This window comes from Vibrio sp. 2CM40D, assembly GCF_023161825.1.
Taxonomy (GTDB): domain Bacteria; phylum Pseudomonadota; class Gammaproteobacteria; order Enterobacterales; family Vibrionaceae; genus Vibrio; species Vibrio alginolyticus.
This window is the reverse complement of the sequence record NZ_JALNTL010000001.1, coordinates 473,425-487,946: the sequence shown is the minus strand read 5'-3', so window position 1 is coordinate 487,946 and position 14,522 is coordinate 473,425. Positions and strand designations below refer to the sequence as shown.

Annotated in this window: 7 protein-coding genes and 1 riboswitch; of the genes, 4 read left to right on the top strand and 3 right to left on the bottom strand. The window is 47.0% G+C overall.

Features of this window, described 5'->3' with window-relative positions:
• Positions 1 to 27: 27 nt before the first annotated feature.
• Positions 28 to 103, bottom strand: a riboswitch (Fluoride riboswitch).
• A gap of 156 nt (positions 104 to 259) precedes the next feature.
• Together MTF70_RS02295 and MTF70_RS02290 are read right to left on the bottom strand one after the other, a co-directional pair.
• Positions 260 to 559, bottom strand: a complete 300-nt coding sequence (locus MTF70_RS02295; RefSeq protein WP_005380208.1) for a YebG family protein — start codon at positions 557 to 559, stop codon at positions 260 to 262.
• Positions 560 to 687: 128 nt separating this feature from the next.
• A complete protein-coding gene (locus tag MTF70_RS02290) occupies positions 688 to 1,614 on the bottom strand; it encodes a LysR substrate-binding domain-containing protein (RefSeq protein ID WP_005391712.1) in 927 nt (308 codons plus the stop codon).
• 109 nt (positions 1,615 to 1,723) lie between these two features.
• On the opposite strand from MTF70_RS02290, the gene MTF70_RS02285 reads away from it, so the two are divergent.
• Complete coding sequence (locus tag MTF70_RS02285; protein ID WP_005391714.1) at positions 1,724 to 2,698, top strand: TDT family transporter; 975 nt, start codon at positions 1,724 to 1,726, stop codon at positions 2,696 to 2,698.
• A gap of 75 nt (positions 2,699 to 2,773) precedes the next feature.
• On the opposite strand, the gene MTF70_RS02280 is transcribed toward MTF70_RS02285, so the two are convergent.
• The gene (locus MTF70_RS02280; protein WP_031780218.1) at positions 2,774 to 4,597 is read right to left on the bottom strand and encodes a DUF3413 domain-containing protein; all 1,824 of its coding nucleotides are present in this window, start codon (positions 4,595 to 4,597) and stop codon (positions 2,774 to 2,776) included.
• A 252-nt stretch (positions 4,598 to 4,849) separates the two neighbouring features.
• Between MTF70_RS02280 and recC the strand changes: the two genes are divergently transcribed.
• The 3 genes from recC to recD all read left to right on the top strand — a co-directional run bounded on the left by recC (position 4,850) and on the right by recD (position 14,490).
• The gene (recC, locus tag MTF70_RS02275) at positions 4,850 to 8,341 is read left to right on the top strand and encodes an exodeoxyribonuclease V subunit gamma (protein ID WP_248393838.1); all 3,492 of its coding nucleotides are present in this window, start codon (positions 4,850 to 4,852) and stop codon (positions 8,339 to 8,341) included.
• A 327-nt stretch (positions 8,342 to 8,668) separates the two neighbouring features.
• A complete protein-coding gene (gene recB / locus MTF70_RS02270; RefSeq protein WP_213986769.1) occupies positions 8,669 to 12,343 on the top strand; it encodes an exodeoxyribonuclease V subunit beta in 3,675 nt (1,224 codons plus the stop codon).
• Positions 12,343 to 14,490 carry an exodeoxyribonuclease V subunit alpha gene (recD, locus tag MTF70_RS02265; RefSeq protein ID WP_205461143.1) on the top strand — a complete coding sequence of 716 codons (2,148 nt, stop codon included), beginning with the start codon at positions 12,343 to 12,345 and terminating at the stop codon, positions 14,488 to 14,490. Before recB ends, recD begins: the two co-directional genes overlap by 1 nt.
• Positions 14,491 to 14,522: the final 32 nt, after the last annotated feature.

Below are 14,522 nucleotides of genomic sequence, written 5' to 3'. Positions count from 1 at the left end.
CATTTCCAACAGGGCTGACCTGTTTTCGTTTCTGTAGGAGTCATTAGCTGTAAAAGCGGTTCGAATCTTTCGATTCCGGTGGCACCCCATCACCGAACCCATTTAGACTAGATCTAAGTCACACTAATCTGCAACATGAAATTTAGAGCAATTTGGGATATTAAATCGGTTCTTTATATTCTCAGAGATATATGGAGATAAACGGAAGGAATAAAAAAACGCCGCATAATGCGACGTTTTTTCTAAACAAATGAGAGGCTTATGCAGCGTCTTCTTGCTCGCTATCTTCTTCAACAGCTTCAAGCTTCTTTGCTTTTTTTGGTGCAGGTTTACGTTTTGCACCAAGAGCGTAAAGCACTTCTTCTTTGTTTTGCGCAAGGAACATTGCAAGATCTTCTTGCTTACCTTCGTCTTCTAGAAGTTCACTTTTACCCAGCAGTGAGAATAACTCGTCTGCCATATCCAGCATTTTGTCGTATGCGTCAGCTTCCGCTTTAGAGGTAAAAGTCATTTTCTCTTCTCCATTGCGTTCTACCACGTACTTGACGATTACAGCCATGGTTGGTCCCCTAATTTGGTGTATTGATACTGGCTTTTTATACAGTTTTTGACCAATCAAGTCTAGCGACAAGCCTCAGAATGAGAGACACGTACAACTAACTGACTAGCATTTAAACTATCTTGGTTTCACTTTGCGGATTTGTCCGCCAAAGGAAGGTTTGTTGGTCGCTCCCAATCTTGGCAAAATTCGATAAACGTTCTGAGCAATGGGCTTTGATATTTCTCTTTATGAACCAGTAACCAGAAGCGACGTTTCATATCTAAAGGCATGTCGAGCAGTTTTACGCGGCCGTCACGAATAGCAGGTTCTGCAGACAAACGTGACAAACAGCCCAAGCCTAACCCTGCCGATACTGAGTTGATCAACGCTTCGGTGGTATTGAGCTGAAAAGCTTCATGCCAATGTTCCAAGCGCGGCGCGACAACGCGCATAAAAAATTCGCGTGAACCAGATCCTGCCTCTCGCAATATCCATTCACTGTTTTCTAGCTCGGTTAAGTTTACTGGCCCTTCGTGCGCGGCTGGGGAATTGGGCGCGCAAATCACGCACATTTCATCTTCGCTAAACTGGGTAGACTGCAATTCAGGGTGAAGTGTTTTGCCTTCAATGAGGGCTATGTCTAACTCGTAATCGGTCAGCATGTCGCAGATTTGTGCGGAGTTAGAAATGAACAGACTTTGAGAACGATGGTTCGTTTGCTGACGAAATTCGCTAAGCAAATAGGGCGCGACTTGGTTGCCAATGGTGTCGCTGGCACCAATGCGAAGTTGGCCCGATAGCGCTTGGTCACCATCGAAAATGCTCTCGATGTCCTTGGCTCGGTTGAGTAATTCATCCGCCAGTGGCAGTAGTTTTTGACCTTCTTGGTTCAAAATCAGTCGGTTATTAACACGATCAAATAAGTGATGGCCGATCTGCTTTTCTAATTCTGAGAGTGCCATGCTCACTGCGGCTTTCGATAAAAAGAGACTATCAGAAGCCGCTGTGAGCGTTTTGTGCTGCGTGATCGTCGTAAACACTTTCAGTTGTTTAAGAGAAATGTGACTTGCCATACCCCACCGTTAAGTAATTCTGAACGTTTGTTTTAAATAATTAGATATATCGGAACGAAGTGCAAGCGTATTATACGTCCCATCAAGAGTGAGTCTGGTTGAGGTCATCATGATTCAAAGAACAAAAGCAAAAGTAATGGGAGCACCAACTCCAATGGCGGGTTTGGCTCTTGGTATTGCAAGCTTGGGCTGGAGTTGGGAGAACTTCGCCGAATTACATGGCTACGGACAGTGGATTAGTGCGGGTATCGCGAGCATATTGTTGGCTATATTGGCAACCAAGTTTTTGCTACATAATCATCTATTGAGACAAGATCTTGCTCATCCGGTTGTGGGCAGCGTGGTTCCGACATTTGCGATGGGCACTATGGTGGTATCGAACTCTCTCGGCCATTTTTACCCATTAGCTGGCGATGCGCTTTGGCTGATTGCGGTGGTTTTGCACATCGTATTCTTGGTGAGCTTTGTTTACCATCGCGCCAAAGATTTTGAATTGCACCACATGGTTCCTAGTTGGTTTGTACCGCCTGTGGGTATCATCGTTGCGGATGTGTCTTTCTCTGGCAACCCGATGTTAGCACCAGTGGCACAAGGTGCATTGATGTTTGGTATGGTGGCGTACGCGATCATGTTGCCGATGATGATTTACCGTTTTATGTTTACCCATGAAATTCCGGATGCAGCGAAACCAACAATGGCAATTATGGCGGCACCAGCAAGTCTATCATTGGCAGGGTACTTAACGGTCACTGCGACACCATCACCAGTGATCATCGCTATGCTATTTGGTATCGCGGTATTGATGACAGCCATCATTTACCTCGCATTCTTTAAATTGCTTAGACTGCCATTTAGCCCAGGCTATGCGGCGTTCACTTTCCCGATGGTGATCGGTGCGACGGCGCTGTTTAAAATGGCGAATTGGATGGAGTTGCAAGGATTGGCTGCGCACTATGTTCAACAAGTGCGAGGCTTAGCTAGTCTTGAGTTGATTGTGGCAACATTTGTTGTCTCTTATGTGGCCTTACAATACATCAACAACTTGTTGATTCAGCCACGCTTGATGCACGCTCATCACGCTTAAATAGCAGATAGGAAAAAGCCTCTTGGTCTTACAACCAAGAGGCTTTTTTATTTCAATCGGCGTCGATGTTGGACACTAGCCTTTTTTGTAAAATCGCGACATCTCATCCAGAGAATGACGAATGATATCGACAGGAATTTTCTGTTCTTTCTCGACTTTTAACTGGCGATTCAGTTGCTGAGAGTGCCCGCCAGGGTTGACCACAAGCATCAGTTCTTTGCCGACCAATGCATAGTTGTAGTAGCTGCCTGCAATATACCAATCGCGAGAGGCAGAGCTATCAAACAAGTTATGACCAACGCTGTATGAACTCGTTGTGCCTTGAACGTCAAACAGCGTATTCATCATGGTTGGCACGACGTCAAAATGGGTCGTGCGGTAATCAACTTGCTCTGGCTGACGATTTGGCATGTACACGTAAAGAGGCACATGTACTTGAACGTCACTGTAGTTACCCGTGTGGCCCCAATAGTTCATCTTATGGTCGTTAAACTCTTCACCATGATCTGATGAAATCACCACAATGGTGTTGTCTAAGTCGACATTTTTCAGCACATCACCAATCAAGCTGTCGATGTAGTACAACGAGTTCTTGTATCGATTGTGGTAAAGCGAAGCGTCAAAATCGTTGTTGAGCAAAATGTGGTCAACGCGTTCCCAGTATGGTTTGAATTTCGCAAATTCAGGTTCAGGAAACACCGTGCCGTGGGCGGCATCGTAGAACAGAAAACCAAAGTACGGCTTGTCGCTGTCCTGCTTTTGGAACTCGATGAACTTGTCTGTTATCTGCTGATCGCGCTCGACAGCTGTTTCTCCAGTTTGTTTCAGGGTCAAGTCCGACACTTTTTTGAATACCGTGCGAGAAAGTGGCGGGCTGGTGAGCGGTGCTGAGCCAAAAATGCCCATGCGGTAGCCTTCTGCTTGCAGCGTATCCATAAACACAGGAGAGCGTTGACTTGCGTAAAAGCTTTCCCAGTAGGTCGCTGGCAAGCTGTAAAACAGGCTGAAAATACCCGCTTGAGTTGAGTTGCCGCCGCTCATATGTTGTGTGAAATTCACCGTTTTTTCGGCGAACTTGCTGACATTTGGCATGACTTCCGGCGTCGCATCACTGTAGCGCCACGCGTCAACCAAGATAAACAAAACATTGGGCTGTTTCTCTTTGCTTTGCACTTGAATCGGCGCAAGCGGGTAGTTGAGTGAGCTACGTTCAATGTTGGTTAACTCTACGCGGTTCTTCGATGCAATGTTCTCATCCACTAGGTCGTGTTTGTAAATAAATTTACGAGCCGTCAGCGGGTAGTAAAGTGGCCAGTTATTCGAAAACTGACTGACTTCATCGTCGTAAAGTGCGTTTTTGTACGCATGAATCATCTGCGTGCTAAGCAATACAGCAAACCAGACGCTGATCAAAACGAACTTAGCTCGGCTTTGTGCCAGTTGATTACTTACCCAAACGGTACAAGCGAGCCCGATCACCAGAACGGCAATTTCACTGATGAAGATTAGCCAACTCATCCACGAAATATCGAAGACATCATCACCACCTTCGAAAAACATACGGATTAATAGAGCGTTGATGTGAAGTTTGTATTGCTGAAAAACGAGGATATCGACTTTAAACATAATCAATAGACAGATCGCGATAGCGATCACGATGCCTTTGAATGCTCGAGTCGGTAGAAAAGAGAGCAATAAACTCAACAACATAAATGGAAGAGCGATCAAGCCCAGCCAGCCATATTGAGTCGAAACCAAATAGTAACCTTGCAACAAGGTTAGTGGTTCATTCTGATTGTTAGACAACACAAAAGGATAACAAGCGATCGACAGGTACACTGTAAAGCAAGCAAAAAAAGCAATCAGCCAAGCGCTGTTGGAAGACAGTTTGCGAAACATACTTTTTGTTTGTTTATAAATTATGGGTAGAGGGAGTATAAAACAGTGTTTTTTATTATGGAATAGTTGCGACGAATGTCACATTTTGTATGGAAGTGTCAGACTTGATTGACATGTGAAAATTCAGAAGATTCATACTCTATTTGAGTGATATATAACCTTTTGTTTTTTCCGAACGCGAGATCACTGCGGGTTTAAATGGGGCTGTGCTAAGCTAGCTAACAGTTTCAATCGGCGCTCGGTATTCCCAATTTGTTTACTGTTTATCACTCCAACCAAGTTGACGTTCTTAAATCACTCCTTGTCGAACTGATTCGAATCAGTCCGCTGGAAAACCCGTTCGAAAAAGAACAAATTCTGGTTCAAAGTCCAGGCATGTCCCAGTGGCTAAAAATGGAATTGGCCAAAGAGTTTGGTGTTGCCGCGAACATTGATTTTCCGCTCCCTGCGACTTTCATTTGGGAAATGTTTACGCAGGTATTGCCAGACGTGCCAAAACGCAGTGCGTTTAACAAAGAAGCGATGACGTGGAAGTTGATGCATTTGCTTCCGGGGCTTCTCAACCAAGAGGTGTTTTCGCCGTTAGCGCAGTACCTCAAAGATGACAGTGACCACTCTAAGCTGTATCAGCTGGCTGAGAAAATTGCCGATATTTTCGATGGTTACTTGGTGTATCGTCCGGAATGGATCGCAAGTTGGGAAGCCGGGAAGAGTGTGGCAGAGTTGGAAGATGAGCATCCGTGGCAGCCGATCTTATGGCAAGCGTTGTATGATCACACTGTGTCGTTAGGGCAGTCTCCATATCACCGTGCCAACCTTTATGAGCACTTTATCGACACGTTAGCGAGTTTTAACGGCAATTTTGACCATTTACCCAAGCGTTTGTTTGTTTTTGGCATTTCTTCGTTGCCGCCTCGCTATATGGATGCGCTAAAAGCAATTGGCGAACACATCGACGTGCATCTGATGTTCACTAACCCTTGTCGTTATTACTGGGGTGAAGTTCGAGATCGCAAATATCTGGCTCGTTTGGCGGCGAAACATCGTCAGCACGTTGTGTGGCAGGACGATCACTCGGAAGTGCAAGGTGAAACTGAGCAACTGAAAGGATCACTGGAAGATAATGTGATCGATGAGCTGCACACCGATGTGGTCGGAAACAGTCTGTTGGCGTCCATGGGTAAACTCGGGCGCGACAATATGTATCTGTTGTCTCAGCTGGAATCTCATGAAATTGAAGCCTTTGTTGATGTTGAGCGCGACAGTCTGCTCCATCAATTGCAAGCGGATATTCTCAATCTTGAAGAACATCAAGATGACCAACAGATTGAAAACAGTCGTCACAAACAAGTGGTTAGCTTGGGTGATAAATCACTGAGCCTACACGCTTGTCACAGCCCGATGCGTGAAGTGGAAGTGCTGCATGATCAACTATTGGCGATGTTCGATGCTGACTCAACGTTAAAACCGCGCGATATTATCGTGATGGTCGCGGACATCAACGCTTACAGCCCTGCGATTCAGGCGGTCTTTGGTAACGCACCGGGTGAGCGTTTTATTCCCTATTCGATTTCTGACCGAACCGCCGATCAAGAGAGCCCAATTCTGGCCGCATTTATGCAGTTGGTGAACTTACCCAATACGCGCTGTTTGGCATCAGAACTACTCGAACTTTTGGAAACTCCGGCGATATTAAAGCGTTTTGAACTCAGCGAAGATGATTTCTTACAAGCCAAACAATGGGTTGAGGAATCGGGGATTCGCTGGGGGTTGGATGCCAATACCGGACGCGAATTTGAACTGCCGGAAACCCGTCAAAACACATGGCAATTTGGTATTCAACGCATGTTGCTTGGCTACGCGATGCCAGAATCCGCAGGTTTGTTTGAAACCGAGCAAGGCAGTTTATCTCCGTACAACGAAGTGCAAGGCATGGGTGCAGAGCTGGCGGGCAAGTTGGCACACTTTATCCAACAAATTAGCACTTATCGAAGCAAACTTTCTCATGTTCAGACTATTGATGGTTGGCGAGAGACTTTGGTTTCACTGCTGGATGACTTCTTCTCAGTTGAGTTAGAAGGCGAAATGGCGCTCAAATCCATTCGCGATACGCTCAGCCAACTCAAAGAGCAATTAGCTGATGCCGCATTTGATGATGCGTTGTCGCCGTCGATCATCAGCCAATACCTTCAAAACAAATTATCTGGCACACGAGTCAGCCAGCGCTTCCTGGCTGGTCAAGTGAACTTTTGTACCCTGATGCCGATGCGCTCTATTCCGTTTAGAACCGTTTGTCTACTGGGGATGAATGACGGCGTGTACCCACGCTCCATGCCGCCAGAAGGCTTTGACTTGATGACCGGAAGAACCAAACCGGGCGACCGTTCGCGTCGAGATGATGACCGTTACCTATTCCTCGAAGCAATGCTATCGGCACAGCAAACGCTCTACATCAGTTATGTTGGCCGTTCAATCCAAGACAATACCGAGCGAGTACCTTCGGTTCTGGTTTCTGAGCTGATGGAATACTGCCACCAAAACTATTGTTTAAGTGGTGATGAAGCGTTGCCCGTTGATGAGTCTGGCGACAACTTATTAAATGCGTTGGTGAATACCCACGCCATGATGCCGTTTAGCCCAAGTGCGTTCCAAGGCATGCACGCCAGCTACGCGAAAGAGTGGATTCCAGCGGCATTAACTCAAAGTAGTCAATCGCAAGGCTATGTTCGTCGTGATTTTAATCGGGCATTAGACGACTATCTGTTAGGAGCGACGTTCCCACTTGAGCTCGACTTAGTCGAGTTGCAACGTTTCTGGCGCTTACCTGTGCAGTATTTTTTCAATCGTCGTTTAAAAGTAATCTTTGAACCGCCACTACCGGTGATGGAGGACGACGAACCCTTTGTTTTAGGTGGTTTGGAGAGCTATCAAATGCGTGATGAGCTGTTAGAAACCTTGCTTGAAACGACATTGATGCAGCCAGAGAAAAAAACAGAGGTACTTAAACACTTTATGAGTCAACAGCGCGCGCAAGGCAAACTGCCGGTGGGGGCGTTTGGTGATATCGAATTTGAAACTAACCGAGTTCAGGCGGAAGAGCTGGTGGATAAACTGGCGTTTTTATCTGGTGCGCCTCAAGACGATTTGGAAATCGACCTGACGTTTGATTCCTTGTTTGAGCGAAATGAAGGCGAAGAGAAAAACGTTCGCCTAACAGGTTGGCTGACTCAATGCTACCAATCCGGTTTGATTCGCTATAGAAGCGGTAAGATTCGCTCGCAGGATTACCTTGCTGCGTGGATCGATCACCTTGCCATGTCGGCGTCGGGTCATGCTAAGAAAACTCACATCATTGGTTACGATCGTAAAGAAGGCGCGCTGCATTTGATCTACCCAGAAATTGCCGATGCGCAGTATGCCAAACAGCTACTGACTGAATTAGTTCGCTTATTTTTCGAAGGCATGACTAAGCCTTTGCCTTATTTCCCGAAAACGGCGTTGGCTTGTGTTGAAGCGGGCTTTAGCCGCGGTCAGTGGGTCGATGACGAAGAGAAATCTTTGAAGAAAATGGCTGACGCATTCAATGATGGCTTCATGAGCCCGGGCGAAGGCAGTAATGCGTACATCTCTCGAATTTGGCCTGCTTGGAATGATGAGTTGGCCTCAGAAGTTCGTTTGCTGACAGCATTAGTACTGCAAGGTGCGCGCTTAGCGGTTCAAGACGCTGATGATGTAAAAGCGTAATAAAGACAGCTGGATAAAGAGAAGGAAGAGTAGGGTGGCCGCCAGAAAATCATTATTTTTTGTAGGGCGTTCGCTGTACGGCCACAAGGTCAGAGGGACCATGATACTTTTGTTTAATTCATTTGAGTTGTGCCGCCAAAAAGGTTTGGCTTATCTCGTGGGGCGCATACTAACGGTACGTCTTATGGATAACCGTGAGAAAGATCTCACAAAGCTCTAAATTATCCAACTTGTTAAACATATTAATAGAATTTTTAACTATAGATCACATTTATTAGGTGATACGTCCTAGTAAATAATCCGGAGAGATTCAGCGTTATGGATCAAATGTCAGGTGCAGAGTGTCCTCTACATACATTAGACCGCACAGAGCAACCTCAACCAACGCCACTAGAACCGATGACGTTTCCTCTGCATGGTGCGAGGTTAATCGAGGCATCAGCAGGTACAGGTAAAACCTTCACTATTGCAGGTTTATATCTGCGCCTTTTGCTTGGTCACGGCAGCGCGGAAACTCGACATCGCGTACCGCTTACGGTCGACCAAATTCTGGTTGTAACCTTTACCGAAGCGGCAACTGCGGAATTACGCGATCGTATCAGGGCAAGAATCCATGATGCGCGAATCGCGTTTGCGCGTGGACAGAGTTCCGATCCGGTGATCCAACCTTTGCTTAATGAGTTTGACGATCACAAGCAAGCCGCAGAAATTTTATTGCAGGCAGAGCGTCAGATGGACGAGGCGGCGGTCTACACCATTCACGGTTTTTGCCAACGTATGCTAACGCAAAATGCGTTTGAATCTGGCAGCCGATTTAATAACGAGTTTGTGACCGATGAAAGCCACCTAAAAGCGCAAGTTGTAGCCGATTACTGGCGCCGCAATTTCTACCCATTGCCATTTACTTTGGCGGGAGAAATCCGCCAGCTATGGGGCTCTCCATCTGCGTTGTTGTCTGACATCAGCAATTACTTAACCGGTGCGCCGTTAAGCCTTTCTGTTCCAGCAATGAAAGGCAGTTTGGCTGATCTTCATACTGAAAATCTGAAAAAAATTGATGGATTAAAAGCACAGTGGCGAGAAAGCCAAGATGACTTCTTAACGCTAATTTCAGATTCAGATATTAACAAACGTAGCTATACCAAAAAGTCTCTGCCGACGTGGTTGGAGGCGGTAAACGCTTGGGCGGCAACGGAAACTACAGGTTACGATTATCCAGACAAGCTGGAGAAATTCGCGCAAAACGTCTTGTTGGAAAAAACACCGAAAGGCAGTGCGCCGCAGCATGCAGTATTTGAAGTCATTGAAACATTTCTTGCCAACCCAATCAGCTTAAAAGCGCCACTGCTTGCTCATGCAATTGAACATTGTCGAGTGATGCTGGCTAACGCGAAAAATCAAAAACAGTGGCTCTCTTTCGATGATTTGCTAACGCAACTTTCTGCTTCTATCGATACGGACGAAAGCGAGCTTTTAGCGGCGCGTATTCGTACTTTGTATCCCGTCGCAATGATTGACGAATTCCAAGATACCGACCCGCTTCAATACAGTATTTTCAGCCGTATTTATCTGAACAACCCGGAATGTGGTTTGTTTATGATCGGGGACCCCAAGCAGGCGATTTATGGCTTTCGTGGCGCAGACATTTTCACTTATATCAAAGCGCGTAACCAAGTAAGTGCCCACTACACGTTAGGAACCAACTGGCGTTCTAGCGCAGATATGGTGCAGGCGGTAAACCAAGTATTTGCTTTGCCAGACAGTCCATTTATCTATGATTCGGATATTCCGTTCTTACCCGTTAGGTACAGTCCCAATGCCGAAAAACGCATTTGGACTATGGGTGGCCAAAAGCAACCGGCGCTGACTTATTGGTTGCAAGAAGCGGACGATAAACCGCTACCAAAAGGCGAGTATTTGACTCGAATGGCAGAGGCGACCGCAAGCCAAATCCAAACTATTTTGACGCAGGCTCAACAGGGGCAAGCGTGTCTGGTGAATGGCGAAAAACAGAAAGCGGTTCAAGCGGGCGATATTGCGGTGTTGGTTCGAACAGGTAGCGAAGGTCGCATGATCAAACAAGCGTTGGCTGATCAAGGCATTGCCAGCGTGTACCTGTCTAACCGAGACAGTGTGTTTACCAGTTCAGTGGCGCAGGATTTACAGCGTTTGCTGCAAGCGGTGCTGACTCCAGAAAATGATCGTGCGCTGCGTGCAAGTCTTGCCTCTGAGCTATTTGCCCTCGATGCAGCAAGTTTGGATGCGCTTAATAACGATGAAGTAGTGTGGGAAAATGTCGTAAACGAATTCAAAGAATATCGCAAACTTTGGGTTCAGCGTGGTGTGCTGCCGATGTTACGCGCGGTGATCAGCAAACGCCATATTGCCGAGCGATTACTAGAAGAAGGTGCGAGTTCACAAGGTGAGAATGGTGAGCGAGTGCTTACCGATTTAATGCACATCGGTGAACTGCTTCAACAAGCCAGTAATGAACTGGATAGCGACCACGGTCTGCTGCGTTGGCTCGCTCAGTCTATCAGTGATGCGGAAAACGGTTTGGGCGGCAGTGATGACCAAATCCAACGTTTAGAATCGGAACGTAACTTAGTACAGATCGTGACTATTCACAAATCAAAAGGCTTGGAGTATGACCTCGTATTTCTGCCGTTTGTGTTCAGCTATCGAGAAGCCAGCGAAGCCAAATATTACGATGCAGCCAATGACCGCACGGTACTGGATATCACTGGCAACGATGCGTCCATGAAGCAAGCGGATAAAGAGCGTTTGGCGGAAGACTTACGCTTGATATACGTGGCACTAACGCGTGCTGTGTATGCGTGTTTTATTGGAGCCTCGCCTTTGCGCAATGGTCGTTCGACCAAAGAGCCAACTGGCGTACACCGCAGTGCGATTGGCTATTTGATTCAAAATGGTCAAGAAGGTGGCATTAACGATTTGCACCAAGGTTTAACAAAGCAACAAGACGAGCTTGATTGTGTCGTTGTGGCCGATCCGCCGCAGCAACTCGAAGACAAGTACGTAGCGCCACAAGAAGAAGTACACGATCTTAGTGCGAAAGAACTGCAAAACCCTATCGACAGAAACTGGCGCATCACCAGTTACTCTGGCTTGGTCAAGCAAGGCTCTCATCACGCCGAGCATGATGCCACGATTGAGATTACAGGTTTCGATATCGACTCATCTGAAGAACAAGACGAAGCGGATTTGGTGGAGCCAGAGCGTTCGATTTTTACCTTCCCTCGTGGTGCGCGTCCGGGTACGTTCCTGCACAGCCTGTTTGAGGAAATTGAATTTACTCAGCCAGCCACGACGGAAGAGAATACACAAATCATCCTTGGCTTGATGGAAAGCGAACAGCTCGATGAAGAGTGGTTGCCCATTTTACAGCAATTGATTGATACCGTACTCGCAACGCCGTTGGATGGTAAGTCTTTGCTGCTGAATCAAAAAGCACCGTCGCAACGTTTGGTGGAGATGGAGTTTTTGCTGCCGATTGAAGTTTTGTCTGCACCGGCGTTAAACCGAGTCATTCAACGTCACGATCCGTTGTCGGCGAAAGCGGGGGATTTAGGTTTCCAAACCGTGCAAGGCATGCTCAAAGGTTTTATCGACTTGGTGTTTGAACATCAAGGTAAATACTACGTGCTTGACTGGAAATCGAATCATCTTGGCGACGATGTGACGAGCTACCATGGTGAGGCTCTGAAATCGGCGATGGCGGATCACCGCTACGATTTGCAGTACCAGATTTATGCGTTAGCACTGCATCGTTTCCTACGCAGCCGATTGGCCAATTATGATTATGAACAGCACTTCGGTGGCGTGTATTACTTGTTCTTGCGCGGCATGGATGGGCAGAGTGACCACGGCATTTTTGCCGCGAAACCAACCTTAGACTTCTTACAAGAGATGGATCGTTTGATTGATGGTCAAGCACTTGAAACGCGCTCAACTCAAGCCGGGCAGATGGAGCTACTTTAATGACGACAAATCGCAATCTTCATTCTGGCCAAGATAGTCTATTGGTAGTGCTGGAACGCTTGGCGCACAAAGGTGCTATTCGTCAGCTCGACTACCAATTCGCCTGCTTTATTGATTCTCAAGCGCATGATGAATCGTCGGACAGCCAAGCATTGGCGTTTATCGCTGGTGTTGTCAGTAGTGAGCTCGGCAAAGGACATATCTGTCTGTCTCTGTTCGATGCACAAGGGCAATCTGCGGATTTAGCCAGTAAGTTAGGGCTGTTTGGTGAGTCGGCATTGGCGCTCAACACACAGTTGCAAGGCATAGACTGGATTCAAGTATTACAAAATTCCAGCGTGGTCGGCGCGCAAGGAGAAGCCTTGCCTTTAATGTTCGATGGTGAGCGTCTGTATCTGCATCGCTATTGGCATTATGAAGTGACACTGGCGGAAAAGCTCAATCAGTTGGGCGCCGCAGTTAACTTGCAACCACAAGAGTTTGCGCGATTATCCGAGTTGCTCAACTATTTGTTTGCACGCCAATACCATTTTCTGTTTAACGCGTTAGGCAAAGCAGTAGAAGCGGGAAGCAGCAACCAAGTGTTGCGTCAACAATTGGTGTGTGACCACCTTGATGTGGTCGCAAGCGAATCGTTGGATTGGCACGCGATTGATTCCGTGCTTAGCAATGCGCGTAAGGTTCAAGATTTGCAAACACTGGATGAACTCGTGCCACTCTCAGCTTGTGTGAACTGGCAAAAAGTCGCGGCGGCGGTTGCGTTAACTCGTCGATTTGCTGTGATTTCTGGTGGCCCTGGTACGGGTAAAACGACGACAGTAACCAAATTGCTTGCTGCTTTGATTGAACAGGCGACGCAAGAGAAAAATCTAACCATTAAGCTGGCGGCCCCGACGGGGAAAGCGGCGGCGCGATTAACCGAGTCCATTGGTAAAGCGGTGCAAGAACTGCCAGTTTCTCCGGAGCTAAAAGCCAAAATTCCGACTGAATCGAGCACTTTACATCGGTTGCTGGGCGCGATTCCTAATAGTGCAGAATTTCGTCACAACAAGCAAAATCCACTGCATTTGGATATTTTAGTTATCGACGAAGCGTCGATGGTCGATTTACCAATGATGTACAAAGTGGTCGATGCCTTACCGAAACATGCGCGGCTGATTTTGTTAGGTGATAAAGACCAACTTGCCTCAGTTGAAGCTGGGGCTGTGTTGGGTGATATCTGTTCGTTCCATGCATTGGGTTATGGCAAAGAGCAGGCGTCAGCCATCGCAAAACTGACGGGCTTCGATACTTTAGCCCATACGGGTAACAGTGCATCTAGCATTGCTGATAGTTTATGTATGCTGCAAAAGAGCTACCGATTTGACGCTCGCTCAGGCATTGGTCAGTTGGCAAAAGCGGTTAATTCCGGTTCTGCTGCGAGCGTAGATAACGTCTGGGCGCGTGACTTTTCCGATATCGAACATTTCGCACTAAGTAGTCAACATTACAACCAAATGATGCAGACGTTGGTGCAGGAATACGGTCGTTACCTCAAACGCATTGGACAACAGGAAACTGATCCTAAAACCGGAGAGCCAGAGTCGCTAACGCACAAAGCCAAAGCGGTGTTAGATACCTTCAACCAATGCCGACTGCTGTGCGCGATCCGTGAAGGTGACTTCGGTGTGGCTGGGCTAAACCAACGCATCGAGAAAGCGCTTGCGGCGCGCAAGTTAATTCAAGTTCAGGATGAAATTTGGTATCACGGCAGACCTGTCATGGTTACGCGTAATGATCACGGTTTAGGTTTGTATAACGGTGATATTGGTATTTGTATGCGAGATGACAGTGAAGAAGAACCGCGTTTGAAAGTCTTTTTCGAGTTACCTGACGGCAGTGTGAAATCGGTCTTGCCAAGCCGAGTACCTGAACATGAAACGGCTTACGCCATGACCATCCATAAATCGCAAGGCAGTGAATTTGATTACACCCTTATGATTTTGCCACCAGACTTTAGCCCGATATTAACCCGTGAGTTGATTTACACAGGCATTACCCGCGCGAAAAAGCGTTTAGCTCTTTACGCCGAGCTCAATGTTCTGAAGCGAGGCATTAAGGTGAAAACCACTCGCGCGAGTGGGTTAGTAAAGCGGCTTACCAACTAAAACAAGAAGACCGAGCTTATGGCTCGGTCTTC

Excerpts from the sequence above, each read along its gene's own strand:
- recB (WP_213986769.1), top strand. The coding sequence starts at position 8,669 with ATGTCAGGTGCAGAGTGTCCTCTACATACATTAGACCGCACAGAGCAA.
- MTF70_RS02295 (WP_005380208.1), bottom strand. The coding sequence starts at position 559 with ATGGCTGTAATCGTCAAGTACGTGGTAGAACGCAATGGAGAAGAGAAA.
- recD (WP_205461143.1), top strand. The coding sequence starts at position 12,343 with ATGACGACAAATCGCAATCTTCATTCTGGCCAAGATAGTCTATTGGTA.
- MTF70_RS02290 (WP_005391712.1), bottom strand. The coding sequence starts at position 1,614 with ATGGCAAGTCACATTTCTCTTAAACAACTGAAAGTGTTTACGACGATC.
- MTF70_RS02280 (WP_031780218.1), bottom strand. The coding sequence starts at position 4,597 with ATGTTTCGCAAACTGTCTTCCAACAGCGCTTGGCTGATTGCTTTTTTT.
- MTF70_RS02285 (WP_005391714.1), top strand. The coding sequence starts at position 1,724 with ATGATTCAAAGAACAAAAGCAAAAGTAATGGGAGCACCAACTCCAATG.